Genomic DNA, 18,338 nt, shown 5'->3' with positions numbered 1-18,338 from the left:
GATTGTGCGCCGCAGCACGCGCTTGGCGGAAGCGTGCCCTCTGTCACGCTTTTAGTGCGACTCAGGCGTTCCACTTGCCCAAAATAGGCAGTGCTTCAAGTTTCAGACGTTACGTATTGAAAAACGTTTGGTTAAAGAAGTATTAATCGGTCCCCCGCCCACCATGTCGGTCGGCCGGGTAATTACCAAGGGCCGATCCATGTCGCGTCAACGCACCTCCGCTTTCCTTCGCCGCAGCCCGCTGATGCTCGGCATTGTCATGGCGCTTACAGCGCCCGCATTCGCCCAGACCGCACCGGCCGACGAAGAAGATGCGCAGCCCGCGGCTGCACAGTCCGAAGCCGCCACCGACCTCGACACTGTCGTCGTCACCGGTTCGCGCATCCGCCGTGCCGGCTTCGACACCCTCGAGCCCGCAACGGTCGTCACGCGCGAGTACATCGCCGAGCGTGGTCTGACCAACGTTGCCGACGCCCTCAACGAGATCCCGGGCTTCGGCGCCGGTATCACGCCCGAGGGTGGTCAGTCGACGTTCGGCCCAGGCGTCAACTTCGTCAATCGCTTCGGCCTGGGCACCAATCGCACGCTGACCCTGGTCAACGGCCGCCGTTTCGTCTCGAGCAACGCGCCGAGCATCTTCGGCCCGGCAGCGCCCGGCCTGCAGGTCGACCTCAACGTCGTGCCGTCGCAGCTCGTCGAGCGTGTCGAAAACCTCGCCGTCGGCGGCGCGCCGACCTACGGCTCGGACGCAATCGCGGGCGTCGTCAACCTGATCCTGCGCAAGGACTACGAGGGCACCTCATTCGGCGCGAACTACGGTGTCACCTCCGAGTTCGACAACCACCGGCAGAACGTCTGGGCCCTGACCGGACAGAACTTCGCTGACGGCCGCGGCAACGTGACGTTCTCGCTGTCGTACGACAACGTCAACGGCGTGCTGCAGCGCGAGCGTGACTTCTACGCGAACGGCTACTTCTTCGCGACCAATCCGCTTGCATCGTTGGTCAACACGGCTCAGCCGGGCCGCACGCCCGGGAACGACGGTCGTTTCGACCCGACTGTGCCGTTCAACACGGGTAATGCCGACGGCATTCCGAACTCCGTGCTGGCTGTCCAGCGTCGCATCTGGGGCACCGCGCCCGGCGGCTACATCTACCCGATCGTCGGCGGGCAGACGATCAATGCGATCACGCCGCGCGGCTTTGGCCCGCAGCGCAACGTGTTCCTTGGCTTCGATGCCAACGGCCGTCTCGTCCCCTACAACACCGGGACGCTGTTCGACTCCGTAAACGCCAGCGGCGGCGACGGCCTGAACCTCGTGGAGCAGGGGCAGATCACGTCCGACCTCGAGCGCTTCACGTTCAACACGACCGCGCGCTTCGGCCTGACCGACGCGATCGATGTGTTCTTCGAAGGCACGTTCTACAACGCGGAGTCGACCGAGCTCGCGGACCAGTCCGCGTACAACGCCCCGTTGTTCGGCGGCGCCAGCGGCGCGCTGCGCGTGCAGGCTACGCACCCGCTGCTGACGCCGGAAGCCCGTGCCACGCTCGCGGCAAACGGCATCACGCAGTTCGCGTTCTCGCGTGCCTCGCGCGACCTCGTCGAGAACGCCGCCAGCAGCACCACCGAGCTGGGCCGGGCCGTCATCGGCCTCGACGGTGACTTCGAGTTCGCCGACCGCATCTTCTACTGGGAAACGTCGGCCAACTACGGCCGCAACCTGACCCAGTTCTTCGGCACCTCGCTGCTGCAGCAGAACTTCATCAACGCGATCAACGTGTCGGTGAATGCCGCCGGCCAGATCGTCTGCAACCCGAACGCGAACAACGCGATCTACCTGACGGCTTCGCAGAACCTTGCGGTCAACAGCCGCCCGATCGCCGACCCGAACTGCGTCCCGCTCGACCTGTTCGGCGAAGGCCGTCCGAGCCAGGCGGCGCGTGACTACGTGACCGCGCGTACGCAGTCGGAGTCGCTGCTCGAGCAGGAGGTGTACAACTTCAACATCGCCAGCACGCTGGTCGAACTGTGGAGCGGCCCGCTGTCGTATGCGCTCGGCTACGAGCGCCGTACCGAAAGCGGCCTGTTCGTGGCCGACCCGGTCCTGGCCCAGGGCCTGACGCGGTCGGTGGCGATTGCCCCGAACGGTGGCGAGTTCACGACCAACGAGGTGTTCGGTGAAGTCCTGATTCCGCTGGTCAGCCCGGACAACAACTGGCTCGGCCTGCGCAAGCTGGACCTGACCGGCAAGTACCGCCAGGTCGACAACGAGATCAACGGTGAGTTCGACACGTACACCTACGGTCTGCAGTGGAAGCCGTTCAACGATCTCGAGCTGCGCGGTAACTTCACCCGCTCGCTGCGTGCACCTGCGATCACCGAGCTGTTCACCCCGGTCTCGCCGATCTTCACGTTCGTGCAGGATCCGTGTGACTCGACGCTCGTGAACGCCGGCACCAAGCCCGCCACGCGCGCCGCGAACTGCGCCGCCTTCTACAACTTCTACGGGCTCAACCCGGCGAGCTTCACGTCGAACGCGCGCTTGGCGTCGGTGCAGGGCTCTTCCGGCGGCAACCCTGGCCTGCTGAACGAGAGCGCTGATTCGGTCACGTATGGCTTCGTCTGGGCACCATCGTTCGCGGAAGGCCTAGTGGTCTCGGCCGACTACTACAACATCGAGATCACGGACGCGATCGTCTCGTTGAACGGCAACGAGATCGCAAGCGGCTGCTTCGACAACGACGACTTCAACGCGGCCGATGTGCCGAACGCGAACAGCTTCTGCAGCCTGCTGACGCGCAATGCGCCGGGAACCACAGGTCCGGGCCAGATCACGTTCGTCACGAGCGGTTACGTCAATGGCGCCTACCTGAACTTCGAAGGCTATTCGAGCGAGATCCGCTACGGCTTCGACACCGATGGTCTCGGCCGCTTCACGGTGTCGGCGAACGCGTACTTCCCGAAGACCCTGGTCAGCTCGAACAACCGCATCGTCGAAGACGAGTCGGCGAGCGAGATCGGAGTCACGGAGAACTACCAGCTCAACCTCGGCTGGTTGCGCGCAAAGCTGGGCGCAACGTTCTCGGCGAACTACACGAGCGGTGGCTACTACGACGTGAACTTCACGCCCGAAAGCCGCGACATCCTGCGCGTGGACGGGCAGTGGCTGTTCAACGCCGGCGTCAACTACAAGTTCAGCGACACGACGCGCGTGCGCTTCGCCGTCACGAACCTGCTGAACGAAGAGCCGCCGTTCCCGACGATCGGCATCGGTACGTACGACCAGCTGGGCCGTCGCTTCAACCTGGCGGCCGAGTGGAACTTCTAAGTTCCTAGGTCATGCAGTACCCGAAAGCCCGGCGCTATGCCGGGCTTTCTTTTTGTGGAGGCGACTACGCAAAGCCACTGCCTAATCAGGGTCGGTTCGCGGCGCGCCGCGGCTCAGTGGTCAGCCTACTGCCTCATCCAGCTCGCGGGCCCAAGTAGGAAAAGCCTAGCGTGGCGACGGCAAAGCCCCATTGAGCTCTCTGGAAAGCACCACTTATGGGCGGCCTCTTCCCGCGCGGTCATAAGCGGGCACGCAAACCCTGAGGTCGCGCCCCCTGACGAGCGCGTCCGCGGTGCGACAGATCCAGCCGTCGCGATGTGCCATCGGCTCAATGCTCGCTAACAGCCGGCACTACCGGCCCTTGGCGCCCACCACGCAGTCGCGCCTGCAACCAGTCGCCCAGATCATCCAGCACGCTGAACGTCGCCGGGATCACGATCAGGCTCAACAGGGTCGAGGTGATCAAACCGCCGATCACCGCGACGGCCATGGGTGCGCGGAAACTCGAATCGCCGGAAAAGCCGAGCGCGATCGGCAGCATGCCGGCGCCCATTGCGAGCGTGGTCATGATCACCGGGCGCGCGCGTTTGCGGCAGGCGTCGACGAGTGCGTCGTGCTGGCTCATGCCGTGTTCGTCCTCGGCGATGACCGCGTAGTCGACGAGCAATATCGAGTTCTTCGTTGCGATGCCGATTAGCATCAGCAGGCCGATCAGGGCCGGCAGCGACAACGAGTGCTGGGTGATCAGCAGTGCGCCGAACGCGCCGCCCGCGCACAACGGCACTGCGGCGAGGATCGTCACCGGCTGCAGCGGATGGTTGAACAGCAGCAGCAACACCATGTAGATGCAGGCGATGCCGGCGGCCATTGCGAGCAGGAAGCCGGCGAAAAGTTCGACGAAGATTTCCGCGTCACCGGTGTTGAGGAACACCACGCCCGGTGGCGGATCGCGCACGGTCGGCAGTTGCCGGACTTCGGCCATGACCTCGCCGAGCGGGCGACCATTGAGCTCGGCGGTGAACGTGATGTTGCGCTGGCGCTCGTAGCGCGAGAGCTGCGCCGCGCCACTGCCGCGTTCGATGTCGGCAACGGCGGCAAGTGGCACCGGCCCGTTCGTGCCCGGCACGCGCAGCTGGCCGATCAATGCCGGATCGCTCAGCGCGTCTTCGTTGAAGCCGACGCGGATCGGCACCTGCCGTTCGGGCAGGTTGAGCTTGGCGAGGCGCTGGGTGTAATCGCCGCTGGTCGCGATGCGCGCGGCCTCGGCGATGTCGGCAGTGGATACGCCCAGGTCCGCCGCGCGCGCCGGGTCGGGCCGGATCACGAGCTCCGGTCGCAGCAGCGAGGCCGACGAGCTCACGCTGCCGAGGCCCGGCAGCGTGCGCAGCTCGCGTTCGAGCTGGGTCGCTGCGTCCTGCAGGCGCTGCGGATCGTCGCCGGCGAGCACGAGTTGCAGTGTCTCGCCCGGCTCGGAGCTGATGTAGCTGATGCGCACGCCCGGCAGGTCGGCCAGCTTCGCACGCGCGACGCGCTCGAGCGCTTTCTGGTCGCGCTCGCGGTCGTCCTGCGGGCCCCAGTCGAGCACGAGCGTCGCCTTGCGCGCTTCGCCGACGCCGGTTTTGCCCGGATCGCCGATGTCGAGCACGCTGCCGATCGTCGTATAGACCTGCTTCAACTCGGTAATTGTTTCCAGCCGCGCGCGTGCCTGCTCGGTGACGCGCACGGTTTCCTCGATCGGCGTGCCCGGCGGCAGTTCCAGGCTGAGGTTGCTTCGGCCGAGGTCAGAGAACGGGATGAACGTGGTCGGGATGAACGGGATCAGCGCGAGCGAGGCGAAGAAGAACGCGGTCGCGATGCCGAGCGTGAGCCAGCGCCGGCGCAGCGCCGCATCGACAAGGCGCAGGTAGCGCCGCATCAGCGGGCCTTCGGTTTCCGCATGCGGCTTGGCCTTGAGCTGGTAGGCCGCGATCATCGGCGTGAGCAAACGCGCGACCAGCAGCGAGAACAGCACCGCCGCGGCCGCGGTCCAGCCGAATTCGCGGAAGAACTTGCCCGGGATGCCCGGCATGAACGCGACCGGCACGAACACGGCGGCCAGCGTCAGTGAGGTTGCGATCACTGCCACGCCGATCTCGTCGGCGGCCTCGCGCGCGGCCTGCAGCGGCGGCTTGCCCATCTGCAGGTGACGCACGATGTTCTCGATCTCGACGATCGCGTCATCGACCAAGATGCCGACCACGACGCTGAGCGCGAGCAGCGTGATCAGGTTCAGCGTGAAGCCGAAGAAATACATCACCGCGAACGTCGGGATGATCGACAGCGGCAGCGCGAGCGCGGAGATCCAGGTTGCGCGCCAGTCGCGCAGGAACAGCCATACGACGATCAGCGCGAGCAGTGCGCCTTCGAACAGCATCGTCATCGACGATTCGTACGAGCGCTCGGCCTCCTCGACCATCGAGGTGACGAGCTGGAAGCGCATGCCGGGATGCTCGGCCTCGAGCCGGGTCAGCGTCTCGCGCACGTCTTCGGCGACCTCGAGCTCGCTCGAGCCGCGCGTGCGCGACAGCGAGAACGCGACCACCGGTTTGCCGTCGAGCAGCGCGACCTGGCTGGGGTCGGCGGCGCCATCGGTGATCCGCGCGAGCGCGTCGAGTCGCACCGCGCGACCGTCGCGCAATGGAATCGAGAACGCGCGCAGCGCCTGTGCATCGGCGGCGGTGCCGACGGTGCGGATCACCTGTTCGCGTGCGTCGAGTTCGGCGCGGCCGCCGGGGCGTTCCACCTGGCTTCGCGCGATCTGCTGGCTGATCTCGCCGGCGGTCACGCCATACGCGAGCAGCGCCTGCGGATCGAGGTCGACGCGGATCTGGCGCTCGATGCCGCCCTGGCGCGAGACACGCGCGACGCCGGGCACGCCGTACATCGCACGCGTGACTTCGCGATCGACGAACCAGCTCAGCTCGTCCACGCCCATGCGATCGGACGCGACCGCGTAGGTCATCAGTGCGCCGCCGATGTCGACCTTGCCGATGATCGGCTCCTGGATGTCCTGGGGCAGATCGCTGCGGATGCGGCTGACCGCGTCGCGCACGTCATCGAGCGCGGTCGCGAGGTCGGTTTCAAGTTCGAATTCGACCGCGGTCGAGCTCACGCCCTCGGTCACGGTCGACATGACGCGCTTGACGCCGGTGATCGTCGCGACCTGGTCCTCGACCAGGCGCGTGACCTCGGTTTCGAGCTGCGAAGGCGATGCGCCGGGCTGCGCGATCGTCACCGTCACCATCGGGAACGCGATATCCGGAAAGCGCGCGACCGGCAGCTTCCAGAAGCCCCACAGGCCGGCCACGCACAGCACGAAGAAGATCATCAACGCCGGCAATGGCCGGCGGATCGCCCACGCCGAGACGTTGATCATGACGCGGCCTGCGGGGTGGCCGGGCTCGCGCCTTCTGCAACCACGCGCACGCGATCGCCATCGCCGAGGAAGCCCGCGCCGCGCACCACGACCGGCGTGCCGGGCTTGAGGCCGTCGAGGATCTCGACCGCATCGCCAGCGCGCGTGCCGATGCGTACGCGCAGCCGCTTCGCCACGCCGTCGCTGCCGACGATGAACACGTATGGATAGCCGTCGCGCTCGACCACAGCCGCGGCCGGCACGGTCAGCGCACGGCCGGCGCCGGTCGCGATGCGGCCGGGCACGAACTGGCCGACCTGCAGCCCTTCGGGGTCGGGCAGGTCGGCGTAGATCGTGCCGGTGCGCGTTTCAGCGTCGACGCCGGGGCTGACCGCGCGTACGCGGCCTTCGGCCACCGCGCCGCCGGGCGCCTCGAGCGCGACCGGATCGCCGACCGACACCCGCGCGAGCTCATCGGCCGCAAGCTCGGCCTGCCACTCGAGCCGGCCATCGCGGATCAAACGCAGCAGTTCGCTGCCGGCGGCGACCACCTGACCGGGTTCAACCAGGCGCTTGGACACGATGCCGTCGTCGGGCGCGCGCAGGCGGGTGAAGTCCATGCGCAGCTGCGAGGCGTCGAGCGCGGCCCGTGCGGTGGCCTGTCGGGCCTGGGCCTGCGTGCGGGCCGCGCGCAGCTCGTCGAGCGAGGCGGCGCTGATCAGCTGCTCGGCGGCAAGCTTCTCGGCGCGGCGCAGGTTCGCCTGAGCGAGTTCGACCGCGGCGGCTGCTTCGGCATGCGCGGCGCGCGCCTGCGCGAGTTCGCTGGCAATCGTGCGGGCGTCGAGTTCGAGCAGCAGCTCGCCCTTGCGCACGCGCTCGCCGACGTCGACATGCAGGTCGGTCACGCGCAGCCCGCCGACCTCGACGCCGAGCTGCATCTCTTCCCAAGCCGTCACCGGGCCGGACACCGCGATCGCGCGCTCGAGCTCCTGCATGCGCGCCGGCTGCAGCGTGACGGCGAGCGAGGACGGCGCCGCATCCGCGGCCGGTTCCTGCGCATCCTTGCCACACGCGGCCAGCGCCGCACACACCGTTGCCACCGCCAGCCAGTGTCGGATCATTCCCCGTTTCCTTCGACCGGGCCTGGGCCCGCAGCCGCCTAGGATACGGGCCGGTATGTGACCGGCGAAGTGCCGTCAGGGGGATGGCGGGCGGAAGAATTCGCGTGCCGTTGAGGTGCTGCGCGCGGCGACCGCTTCGACCGTTTCGCCGCGGTCGCGCGCGAGTTCCTCGACGATGTGCGCAAGGAATGCGGGCTCGTTACGACGGTCCTTCGGCATCGGCTTGAGCGTGCGCGGCAGCAGGTAGGGCGCATCGGTCTCGATCATCAGGCGATGGCCGGGGATGTGCGGCACGATCTCGCGCAGATGCTGGCCGCGGCGCTCATCGCAGAGCCAGCCGGTGATGCCGATGTGCCAGTCGTGATCCAGGTACGCGAACGCTTCCTCGCGCGTGCCGGTGAAGCAGTGCACGACCGCCGGGCCGAGGCGGCCTTCGAAGTTGCGCATGATCGCGACGAAGTCGTCGTGCGCATCGCGCTGGTGCAGAAAGAGTGGCTTTCTAGAGTCGGGCGTCTTGCCGGTATCGACCGCGATCTGCAGCTGCTGCTCGAACGCGCGCCGCTGCGCCGGGCGCGGGGAGAAGTCGCGGAAGTAATCGAGCCCGCATTCGCCGACCGCGACGACCTCGTCGTGTTCCAGCAGCGCCCGCATCTCGGCGTCGCATTCAGCGGTGTATTCGACCGCATGGTGCGGGTGGACGCCGGCGGTCGAAAACAGGAAGCCCGGGTGAGCCTTCGCGAGTTCGAGCGCTTTCGGCGAGTGCTCGCGGCTGGCGCCGGTGATGACCATCTGCACGATGCCGGCCTCGCGGGCGCGGGCCAACACGGCGTCGCGGTCGCGGTCGAAGGATTCGTGGGTGAGGTTGGCGCCGATGTCGATGAGTTGCATGGAGGAATTCTAACGGGGGCATGCGTGGCTTCGGCTGCAGGCAGCGCGCGAGCCGGGGTCTTGCCCTCCGCTCGGTCAGGGCCGCCACGTCGCGGCTCCTCCAGCCCGGTGCAGCGCACCGGGCATTCGCACGGACGCGCGGCAGTGCCGCGCAAGCGGTCCATGCTCATCCTGCCCTGACTCGCGCGCCGGCCATCCATGGCCGGCTTTACGCAATACCCCGGCTCCCACGCTGCTGTCGCGTTTGCAGTTCCTCTGCCCTGGTCGTTTGAAAGCAGTCGCCAGAGCGCGCAGAAAATCGTGAGCGTGAGGTGGCCCATCAAGGGTGTTGCGGAGAGTGGGCCATGGATGGCCCACGACCCGACTTAAAGACAGGATGTCGTCAGGAGGGCGCAGCAACACCCTTGATGGGCCACCTCACGCGCAGTGCCGCAACCAAAGCGGCGCTGCTCTCGTTTCGACCGGGAACACCTCCAACACCTATCCTTCCCGCGTGAGCACCCCGCATTTCCCGATCGACGAACTGCTGCCGCAGATCCGCGACAGCCTCGCCACGCACACACGCCTCGTGCTCGAAGCGCCGCCGGGCGCGGGCAAGACCACGCAGGTGCCGCCGGCACTGCTCGATGCGCCGTGGCTCGGCACGCAGAAGATCGTCATGCTCGAGCCGCGCCGCGTTGCCGCGCGGGCGGCGGCGATGTTCATGGCGCGCCAGCGCGGTGAGGAGGTCGGGCAGACGGTTGGCTACCGGATCCGCTTCGAGAACCGCGTCTCGGCCGCGACGCGGATCGAGGTCGTCACCGAAGGCATCCTCGCGCGGATGATCCAGGACGATCCGATGCTCGAAGGCGTCGGCGCGTTGCTGTTCGACGAGTTCCACGAGCGGCACCTCGCGGCCGACCTCGGCCTCGCGCTCGCACTCGACGTGCAGGCGCAGCTGCGTGAGGACCTACGCATCGTGGTGATGTCGGCGACGCTCGACGGCGAGCGGCTGGCGCAGTTTCTCGATGCGCCGCGGCTCGCCAGCGCCGGCCGCAGTTATCAGGTGTCGGTGCAGCACTTTCCGGCGCGGCGCGAGGAGGGGATCGAGCATCAGACTCGCCGCGCGGTCGAACACGCGGTCGCGGCGCATCCGGGCGATGTGCTCGTGTTCCTGCCGGGCCAGCGCGAGATCGCGCGTGCCGAAGGCGCGCTGGCGGGCTCGACCGAGCTGCAGGGTATTGAGGTACTCACGCTGCACGGCGAACTGCCGGTCGAGCAGCAGTCGCGTGTGCTGCAGCCGGCCGCAGATGGCCGGCGACGCGTCGTGCTGGCGACGAACGTCGCCGAATCGAGCGTCACGTTGCCGGGCGTGCGCGCGGTGATCGATTCCGGGCTTGCGCGCGAGCCGCGCTACGACCCCAACAGCGGCTTCGCGCGGCTCGACGTCGTGCCGATCGCGCAGGCCTCGGCCGACCAGCGCGCCGGTCGCGCCGGTCGTGTCGCCGAGGGCTGGGCCTACCGCCTGTGGCCCCAATCGCAGCGGCTCGAGCCGCAACGCCGGCCCGAGCTGGCCCAGGTCGAACTGGCCGGGCTTGCGCTCGAACTGGCCGCCTGGGGCGATGCGGACCTGCGCTTTCCCGACGCCCCCCCACCCGGCGCACTCGCGGCCGCACGCGAACTCCTGCAGCGGCTCGGCGCGCTCGATGGCGTGGCGGTCACGCCGCTGGGCCGGCGCATGCTCACGCTCGGCACGCACCCACGGCTCGCGGCGATGCTGCTGGCACCGACCGATGCGCGCGAGCAGGCGTTGGCCTGTGACCTCGCTGCGTTGATCGAAGCGCGCGATCCGCTGCGGTCGCGCTCGGATGCGTTGGTCGAGCGCTGGCAGGCGCTTGCGGCTTTCCGCACCGGGCGTGCGCCGGCCGATGCATCCAGAGGCGCGCTCGCCGCGCTCGACCAGGCCGCGAAGCAGTGGCGCCGCCGCCTGCACCTGGATGCATCGCCGCCGACTACGGTGCCCGCGCATGCGCTCGGCGACGTGCTGCTGCATGCGTTCCCGGATCGCATCGCGCGCCAGCACCCGGCCGATCCGCTGCGCTACCAGCTTGCGAACGGCCGCAGCGCGAAGCTGTTCGATGACAGCGCGCTGTTCGGCGAGCGCTGGATCGTGATCAGCGAGCTGCGTGATGAGGCCCGCGACGCGCGCGTGCTGCGGGCGGCGCCGCTCGACGAGGCGCGGCTGGAACGCGAATTCCCGCAGCGTTTCATCACTGAGGACCGGGTGGTCTGGGATGCGGATGCGCGGGGCATTGCCGCGGTGCGCGAGCGGCGCTTCGACCGGATCGTCATCGACAGCCGGCCGCTCGCGAAGCCCGACCCGTCGCGTTACGCCGATGCGCTGGTCGACGCGGTGCGCCAACTCGGACTCGATGCATTGCCGTGGACCGAAGGCCTCATGCAGTGGCGCGCGCGCGCGCGTTGCCTGCGCGCGTGGTTGCCGGAGTTCGATGCGTTGCCCGACCTGTCCGATGCCGCACTGCTTCAATCGCTCGAGAGGTGGCTCAAGCCTGCGCTGAGCGGCAAGACGCGGCTTGATGCACTCGACGAGGCCGCGTTCGGCGAGGCGCTGAAGTCGGGCATCGACTGGTCGCTGCGCCAGCGCATCGACACACTCGCGCCGGTGCGCATCGTCGTGCCGTCCGGAATGGACCGGCGCATCGAGTACGCGTTCGATGATGCGGCCGACGCGCCGGTGCCGCCGGTGCTCGCAGTCAAGCTGCAGGAGCTGTTCGGCCTGGCCGACACGCCGCGCATCGCCGAGGGGCGCGTGCCGCTCACGTTGCACCTGCTCTCACCCGCGGGGCGGCCACTGCAGGTGACGCAGGACCTGCGCAGTTTCTGGGAGCGCACCTATCCCGAGGTCAGGAAAGAGATGAAAGGCCGCTACCCGAAGCACCCCTGGCCCGACGACCCGTGGACCGCGACCGCCACGCACCGCGCGAAGCCGCGGGCGCACTGAGCGGCAGTCATCGCCGCGTGCACTTCGCGACGTGTACCCCAGCGCAAGGCATCCCACTGCCGATCGCACTTCGTTCCAGCGATGACGGACAGCTGCATCGGCTGCAACGTGGTTGCATCCGCCATGAGCATCCAACACGACGCGTCGCTGCTCACGTCGCTTCAACGAGCGCGGATCGACACTGCATTCCGCTCCCGCTGCAGGACATTGTCCATGTTCAGAAAAGCTTCCATGTCCGATCGTGTCGTCGGCCGCACCAAGGCCGTCGGTGACAGCCTGAAGGTGATGATGCCGAGCGCCGAGGCGCTGCTCGCTGCCGGCGCCAAGTTCGGTGCGGTGAAGACCGGTGCACGTGTCGCCGGGATGTTCGTGCGCCGCCACCCGGCCGTGGCCGTGGCGACCGTCGCCGGTGCAGGCCTGCTCTGGTATGCAGCCAAGCGCCGCAGCGCCCGCGCCGAGCGCGGCAACATCGAAACCGGCACCGTAACGGGTGCGTCCCTGGGCCGCTCCACGCGGATTGAAGCACGCAACGCGACCGAAGTGCCGAACCGGCGCAAGGCCACGTCGACGGTCGGTACCCGCAAGCGCGCCGCGACCGCACGTGCTGCACGTGACGCGACCAGCGACAACTCGACCAGCACGTACTGACCGCTGACGCATCAGCGGTTGCAGGATCACGGTGGCGCCTGCGCCACCGCCGTTGTGTGCGGATCAGGCGGCTTGAGGTAGCTCGATCACGAAGCGCGCGCCGCCACTCTTGCGGTCTTCGTACCAGAGCTGGCCGCCGGCATTGGCGATGATCTGCTTGGCCAACGAAAGGCCGAGGCCGCTGGAGATGCCGTCATCGTGCGATTCCTCATGCAGGCGCACGAACGGCTTGAACAGCTCGCGCTGGCGCCCGGCCGGAATGCCCGGACCGCGGTCAGCAACGATCAGCTGCCAGAAGCCCGGCGGGCCGGCGCGACCGATCAGCGTCAGTTCGCTGCCGGGCGCGTACTTCATCGCGTTGGTGATCAGGTTCTCGCTGACCTGGCGCAGCACGCGCTCGTCGATCGCCACGCGCGCATCCGCCGGCGGCGGGACGAGCTTGACGTGCAGGCCCTTGGATTCGAGCTGGATCTCGTAACGGCGCAGCAGCCAGTCGATCGTCTCGGCCAGGCTCGCCGAAGCGTGTGCCTGCGCCGCGGCCTGCTGGCCGGCGCGGCTTTCGAGGTAGTGGCGGATGTAGCCGAGCGCATCGGTTGCACTCTCGTGGATCATCTCGAGATATCGCGGCACGCGCTCGGGCTTGCAGCCGCCGGTGCGCAGCAGGTCGCTCGCGAACAGCACGCTGGTCAGCGGGTTCTTGAGGTCGTGTGCGACGAGGTTGACCAGCTCCTCGCGCTCGCGCGCAACGCGCTCGAGGCGGTCACGGGTGAGCTTGAGGCCGATATGCGCGTTGACGCGCGCGAGCAGCTCCTCGGGCAGGAACGGCTTGGTGACGTAATCGACGACGCCGGCGTCGAATGCCCGCAGCAGCAGGTCGCGGTCGTGCGCGGCGGTGACGAACACGACCGGCGCACGCAGCGGGCGCTCGTGCTTGCGAAGCGCCTGCAGCACCTCGAACCCGTCCATGCCCGGCATCATCATGTCGAGCAGGATCAGGTCGGGCTCGGACTCGGTGTATGACGCGATCGCGCGCTCGCCACTCTCGGCCGTCGCGACGTCATAGCCCTGCCGCGTCAGCAGCATGCTGACGACACGCAGGTTCGCCGCCTGATCATCGACGACGAGAATCCGGCCGGAATTGGCGGCAGCAGCGGCCATAAGGTCCTTGGTGGCGGGTCAGGCGTGGCGCGCGACCGTCATGCAAACGGAACAAACGTTAACAGAAGCTCCCCTGTACACCTGTGATGCGCGGTCAGCTTGATGAACAAGACCTGCACGCTGCGTGAAGGCGAAGCGAAAATCCCGTTGCAGCCTCATCCAGTAATTACTTTCCATTCGCCGGGAGAAAGGCCGTCCACCCGGTGCGGCCCGATCGCCACGCGCACCAGTCGCAGCGTCGGCAGGCCGACCGCGGCGGTCATGCGGCGAACCTGCCGGTTCCGGCCTTCGCGCAGCTCGAGTTCGAGCCACGCATCGGGCACGGTCTTGCGGAACCGCACGGGCGGATCGCGCGGCCACAACCCGGGCGCATCGATGCGGCGCGCGCGCGCCGGACGTGTTAGCCCGTCGTTGAGCGTCACGCCGCTGCGCAGCGCGGCAAGCTGCGCTTCGTCCGGTTCGCCCTCGACCTGCACCCAGTAAGTCTTCGGCTGCTTGTGGCGCGGATCGGTCAGCTGGTGCGCGAGGCCGCCATCGTCAGTGAGCAGCAGCAGGCCTTCGCTGTCGTGGTCCAGCCGGCCTGCCGCATACACCTGCGGCGGCAGGCCGAAGCCCGCCAGCGTCGGCCGCGGCGGCGTGCTGCGGTCGGTGAACTGGCACAGCACGCCATAGGGTTTATTGAACGCGATCAGCACGCTGGGCTCGTGACTCGGTGATAGCGCGGCGTTGCTTTGGCGCGTTGAACGGCTACGCGCCCGAATCGCATCGACACGGACCGTGCCGCGGCAGCCCACCGGCGGCCGCGGCGCGAACGACGATCAGCTCGCGACTGCTCAGCGCGCCGGCTTGCGGAAGCGCAGCGTCATGCGGTCGCTTTCGCCGATCGCCTCGTACTTCGCTGCATCGCCGGCATCGTGGCGCTTGCTCGGCGGCAGCGTCCAGACGCCATTCGGGTGGTCCTTGGTGTCACGCGGATTGGCGTTGATCTCGCTCTGGCCCGCGAGTTCAAACCCGGCTGCCTGCGCCAGCGCGATCACCTGCGCCTGGCCGACGTAGCCGGACTTGTCGTCGGCCGGCATGTCGCCCTTCGCGCGGTGCTCGACGACACCGAGCACGCCACCGGGCTTGAGCACGTCGTAGAAGCCCTTGAACATCGCGTCCGCCGTGCCGGCCATGCGCCAGTTGTGCACGTTGCGGAACGTCAGCACCGCGTCGGCCGAGCCCGGTGCGCCGAACTGTGGCTGGGCAGGATTGAACGTCACCGTGCGCGCGGTGCCGAAACGCGCAGCGTCGGCAGCGAGCTTTGCTGCCAGCTCGCCGTTGGACTTGGTGTAGTACGCCTTGGCGCGCTCCTCTTTCTGGGAAGCCGGATCGACCACGGCCGCGATGTACTGGCCGCTGCGCAGGTATGGCGCGAGGATCTCGCTGTACCAGCCGGCGCCCGGCGTGATCTCGATGACCGTGTGGTTCGGCGCGATGCCGAAGAACTCCAGCGTTTCACGCGGATGGCGGTGCGCGTCACGGGCGCGGTTCTCGGCGCTGCGCCAGTCGCCGGCGATCGCCGAATCGAGGTCGGCCAGTATCACCTTGCCCGGCGTCGGGGCACTGCTCGCCGAAGCGCTGGTGGATGCGGAAGCCTCGGCCGAAGCCGCCGGCGTGGACGGATTGGTGGCGCAGGCGGTCAGCAGGGCGGGAACGAGCGCGGCGAGCAGCAGGCGTTTCATGCGATGACTCCAGGCAACAGGGCTGAACAGCCTACCGGGGCGCGCGTGCATGGGCCATGCGCACCAGCCACAGCGGCGACACACCGCTGCAAAACCACTGGCGCCGAGCGGTCATCTGCCCTTCGTAGCCTGCGCGCCATCCACGGACCACCCGCCTCAGCGGGCCGGCCGACGCCCAGCAAGGAGATGCGTGATGCAGCTGTTCAAGAGCGAGTGGTTATTCGAACCGCACACTGCCGCGGCCGGTCGCGATATGCGCCCCCCGCGGTTCACGGGACGCTACGGCGTACGCAGCGCGCGCACCGCACCACCGGTGTGTCCGCCCCTGCATATGGCCGATGCCCCCGCGCTTTCCACGATCGAGCACGAGCGCGCCGTGCTGAGGTTTCTTGCGAGCTATGACCGCGCCGCGTGAGCGCGTCGCCGTGCATCGCACGCGCGCCGCACGAATGTTCTCAGCGGAGCAGCGCAGCACTGGTGCAAGCCGAGCATTCGACTACTGCGCCCGCTAGCGAACGACAGGCGCAGCGCAGCGCGTGGGCGCCCGCAGCGGCTACGCCTCCCGCAGGGTAGGCGTAGCCGCTGCGGGCCACTATCGGCTGACGGCTCGGACACAGGTCCGGACCGTCAAGCGAACCGCCTTCAGGCCGCCAGCGACGCCAGCGCCGAGTTCAGCGTCGCGCTCGGACGCATCGCTTCAGCCATGCGTGCCACGTCCGGGTGGTAGTAACCGCCGATCTCGACCGGCTTTCCCTGCACGGCGGTGAGCTCGCCGAGGATCTTCTCCTCGTTCGTCGTCAGCGCTTCGGCCAGCGGGGCGAACTTCGCCTTCAGCTGCGTATCGTCGTTCTGCGTCGCCAGCGCCTGCGCCCAGTACTGCGCGAGGTAGAAGTGCGTGCCGCGGTTGTCGAGCTGGCCGACCTTGCGCGCGGGCGAGCGGTTCTCGTCGAGGATGCGGCCGTTCGCGACGTCGAGCGCATCGGCGAGCACGCGGATGCGCGTGTCGTAGTGGCGTTCGGCGAGGTGTTCGAGCGACGCGGCCAGTGCGAGGAATTCGCCGAGCGAATCCCAGCGCAGGTAGTTCTCCTCGACGAACTGCTGCACATGCTTCGGCGCGCTGCCGCCGGCACCGGTTTCGAACAGGCCGCCGCCGGCCATCAGCGGCACGATCGACAGCATCTTCGCGCTGGTGCCGAGCTCCATGATCGGGAACAGGTCGGTCAGGTAATCCCGCAGCACGTTGCCGGTGACCGAAATCGTGTCCTGGCCCGCACGGGTGCGCTCGAGCGAGAACTTCATCGCCTCGACCGGTGCGAGGATGCGGATGTCCAGCCCGCTCGTATCGTGCTCGCCGAGGTACTGCTCGACCTTCGCGATCACCTGCTTGTCGTGCGCGCGGTTCGCGTCGAGCCAGAACACGGCCGGGGTATTGCTCAGGCGCGCGCGCGTGACCGCGAGCTTGACCCAGTCACGGATCGGCGCGTCCTTGGTCTGCGCCATGCGCCAGATGTCACCGGCCTCGACGCTGTGCTCGAGCAGCGTGTTGCCCGCGGCGTCGACGACGCGCACGGTGCCGGCGGCCGCGATCTCGAACGTCTTGTCGTGCGAGCCGTATTCCTCGGCCTTCTGCGCCATCAGGCCGACGTTCGGCACGCTGCCCATCGTCGCCGGATCGAACGCGCCGTGTTGCTTGCAGTCCTCGATCACGGCCTGGTAGATGCCGGCGTACGAGCGGTCCGGAATCACCGCCTTCGTGTCCTGCAGTTCGCCGGCCGCGTTCCACATCTTGCCGCTGTCGCGGATCATCGCCGGCATCGATGCGTCGACGATGATGTCGCTGGGCACGTGCAGGTTGGTGATGCCCTTGTCGGAGTTCACCATGGCCAGGCCCGGGCGTTGCGCGTACAGCGCCTGGATTTCCGCTTCGATGTCGCGGCGCACGGATTCGTCGAGCGCCGGCAGGCGCGCGTACAGATCGCCGATGCCGTTGTTCGGATCGAAGCCCGCCGACTCCAGCGCGATGGCGTGCTTTTCCAGCACCGGCGCGTAGAAGCGCTTGACCACGTGGCCGAACATGATCGGGTCGGAGACCTTCATCATCGTAGCCTTCAGGTGCAGCGAGAACAGCACGCCGCTTTCGCGCGCGTCGTTGATCTGCTCGTCGATGAATGCGTTGAGTGCCGACGCGCTCATGCGCGATGCGTCGATGATCTCGCCGGCCTGCAGCGCGGTCTTTTCCTTGAGCACGACGGTCTGGCCGTCGGCGCGCACCAGTTCGATGCGCACGTTGCCGGCGTCGAGCACGGTGGTCGAGCGCTCGCTGCCGTAGAAATCGCCATCGCGCATATGCGCGACATGCGACTTCGAATCGCTGCTCCACTTGCCCATGCGGTGCGGATGCTTGCGCGCGAAGTTCTTCACGCTCACCGGCGCGCGGCGGTCGGAATTGCCTTCGCGCAGCACCGGATTCACCGCGCTGCCCTTGGTGCGGTCATAGCGCGCCTTGATGTCGCGCTCTTCGTCGTTCGAAGGCTCTTCCGGGTAGTCCGGCAGCGCATAGCCCTGCTGCTGCAGCTCGCGGATCGCGGCCTTGAGCTGCGGCACCGACGCGCTGATGTTCGGCAGCTTGATGATGTTCGCTTCGGGCGTGGTGGCGAGCTGGCCGAGCTCGGCGAGGTGATCGCCGATGCGCTGCGCATCGGTCAGGCGCTCGGGGAACTGCGCGAGGATGCGGCCGGCCAACGAAATGTCGCGGGTTTCGACATCGATGCCCGCAGTGCCGGCAAATGCCTCGACGATCGGCAGCAGCGACTGGGTGGCGAGGAACGGCGCTTCGTCCGTGAGGGTGTAGATGATCTTCGGCGTGTTCGACATGGGGGCGTAGTGCTCGCTTGCAGGTCTGGCGGGACGAACGGTGCCGCGCCGGCTGGGGCGGGCAGCGTCCTCGATCGGAAGCCGGGCAGTGCACGCGTGGGGCCGATGCGTGCAACTCGGTCGGGCATTGTCGCGGTTCGTCCGGCGCGGGGCAAAAGACCCGATCGTCATGAACTCAGGCCCAGGCGCCAGCAAACGC

11 protein-coding genes are annotated in these 18,338 nt (G+C 68.0%); 4 read left to right on the top strand and 7 right to left on the bottom strand.

Going from position 1 to position 18,338, the window contains the following annotated elements; genetic code table 11:
* The first annotated feature begins 199 nt into the window (after positions 1-199).
* A complete protein-coding gene (locus ACFFGH_RS00765; RefSeq protein ID WP_386664003.1) occupies positions 200-3,331 on the top strand; it encodes a TonB-dependent receptor domain-containing protein in 3,132 nt (1,043 codons plus the stop codon).
* Positions 3,332-3,659: 328 nt separating this feature from the next.
* On the opposite strand, the gene ACFFGH_RS00760 is transcribed toward ACFFGH_RS00765, so the two are convergent.
* The 3 genes from ACFFGH_RS00760 to ACFFGH_RS00750 all read right to left on the bottom strand — a co-directional run bounded on the left by ACFFGH_RS00760 (position 3,660) and on the right by ACFFGH_RS00750 (position 8,734).
* Positions 3,660-6,746 carry an efflux RND transporter permease subunit gene (locus tag ACFFGH_RS00760; protein WP_386664001.1) on the bottom strand — a complete coding sequence of 1,029 codons (3,087 nt, stop codon included), beginning with the start codon at positions 6,744-6,746 and terminating at the stop codon, positions 3,660-3,662.
* The gene (locus tag ACFFGH_RS00755) at positions 6,743-7,846 is read right to left on the bottom strand and encodes an efflux RND transporter periplasmic adaptor subunit (protein ID WP_386663999.1); all 1,104 of its coding nucleotides are present in this window, start codon (positions 7,844-7,846) and stop codon (positions 6,743-6,745) included. The genes ACFFGH_RS00760 and ACFFGH_RS00755 overlap by 4 nt, the downstream gene beginning before the upstream one ends.
* Positions 7,847-7,921: 75 nt before the next feature.
* Positions 7,922-8,734 (bottom strand): TatD family hydrolase, encoded by an 813-nt coding sequence (locus ACFFGH_RS00750; RefSeq protein ID WP_386663998.1) that lies wholly within the window; start codon positions 8,732-8,734, stop codon positions 7,922-7,924.
* 493 nt (positions 8,735-9,227) lie between these two features.
* Here ACFFGH_RS00750 and hrpB point away from each other — a divergent pair, with 493 nt between their 5' ends.
* Entirely contained in the window at positions 9,228-11,735 is a 2,508-nt protein-coding gene (gene hrpB / locus ACFFGH_RS00745) for an ATP-dependent helicase HrpB (RefSeq protein WP_386663996.1), read from the top strand.
* A gap of 231 nt (positions 11,736-11,966) precedes the next feature.
* On the top strand, positions 11,967-12,383 hold the full coding sequence (locus ACFFGH_RS00740; protein ID WP_386663995.1) for a hypothetical protein: 417 nt from the start codon (positions 11,967-11,969) through the stop codon (positions 12,381-12,383).
* Positions 12,384-12,446: 63 nt separating this feature from the next.
* Here ACFFGH_RS00740 and ACFFGH_RS00735 read toward each other — a convergent pair whose 3' ends face one another.
* The 3 genes from ACFFGH_RS00735 to ACFFGH_RS00725 form a co-directional block, all read right to left on the bottom strand.
* Positions 12,447-13,541 carry a hybrid sensor histidine kinase/response regulator gene (locus ACFFGH_RS00735; protein WP_386663993.1) on the bottom strand — a complete coding sequence of 365 codons (1,095 nt, stop codon included), beginning with the start codon at positions 13,539-13,541 and terminating at the stop codon, positions 12,447-12,449.
* A gap of 155 nt (positions 13,542-13,696) precedes the next feature.
* On the bottom strand, positions 13,697-14,236 hold the full coding sequence (locus ACFFGH_RS00730) for a pseudouridine synthase (protein ID WP_386663991.1): 540 nt from the start codon (positions 14,234-14,236) through the stop codon (positions 13,697-13,699).
* Between the two features lie 138 nt (positions 14,237-14,374).
* Positions 14,375-15,265: a class I SAM-dependent methyltransferase gene (locus ACFFGH_RS00725; RefSeq protein ID WP_386663989.1), complete on the bottom strand. Its 891-nt coding sequence runs from the start codon at positions 15,263-15,265 to the stop codon at positions 14,375-14,377.
* Between the two features lie 193 nt (positions 15,266-15,458).
* Here ACFFGH_RS00725 and ACFFGH_RS00720 point away from each other — a divergent pair, with 193 nt between their 5' ends.
* Positions 15,459-15,680: a hypothetical protein gene (locus tag ACFFGH_RS00720; protein ID WP_386663987.1), complete on the top strand. Its 222-nt coding sequence runs from the start codon at positions 15,459-15,461 to the stop codon at positions 15,678-15,680.
* A 227-nt stretch (positions 15,681-15,907) separates the two neighbouring features.
* On the opposite strand, the gene ACFFGH_RS00715 is transcribed toward ACFFGH_RS00720, so the two are convergent.
* A complete protein-coding gene (locus tag ACFFGH_RS00715) occupies positions 15,908-18,139 on the bottom strand; it encodes an NADP-dependent isocitrate dehydrogenase (protein WP_386663986.1) in 2,232 nt (743 codons plus the stop codon).
* Positions 18,140-18,338: the final 199 nt, after the last annotated feature.

Source organism: Lysobacter korlensis, from assembly GCF_042434515.1.
The sequence above is the reverse complement of the archived record's forward strand: the minus strand, read 5'-3'. Positions and strand labels throughout refer to the sequence as shown.

Excerpts from the sequence above, each read along its gene's own strand:
- ACFFGH_RS00765 (WP_386664003.1), top strand. The coding sequence starts at position 200 with ATGTCGCGTCAACGCACCTCCGCTTTCCTTCGCCGCAGCCCGCTGATG.
- ACFFGH_RS00760 (WP_386664001.1), bottom strand. The coding sequence starts at position 6,746 with ATGATCAACGTCTCGGCGTGGGCGATCCGCCGGCCATTGCCGGCGTTG.
- ACFFGH_RS00755 (WP_386663999.1), bottom strand. The coding sequence starts at position 7,846 with ATGATCCGACACTGGCTGGCGGTGGCAACGGTGTGTGCGGCGCTGGCC.
- ACFFGH_RS00750 (WP_386663998.1), bottom strand. The coding sequence starts at position 8,734 with ATGCAACTCATCGACATCGGCGCCAACCTCACCCACGAATCCTTCGAC.
- ACFFGH_RS00740 (WP_386663995.1), top strand. The coding sequence starts at position 11,967 with ATGTCCGATCGTGTCGTCGGCCGCACCAAGGCCGTCGGTGACAGCCTG.
- ACFFGH_RS00735 (WP_386663993.1), bottom strand. The coding sequence starts at position 13,541 with ATGGCCGCTGCTGCCGCCAATTCCGGCCGGATTCTCGTCGTCGATGAT.
- ACFFGH_RS00725 (WP_386663989.1), bottom strand. The coding sequence starts at position 15,265 with ATGAAACGCCTGCTGCTCGCCGCGCTCGTTCCCGCCCTGCTGACCGCC.
- ACFFGH_RS00720 (WP_386663987.1), top strand. The coding sequence starts at position 15,459 with ATGCAGCTGTTCAAGAGCGAGTGGTTATTCGAACCGCACACTGCCGCG.
- ACFFGH_RS00715 (WP_386663986.1), bottom strand. The coding sequence starts at position 18,139 with ATGTCGAACACGCCGAAGATCATCTACACCCTCACGGACGAAGCGCCG.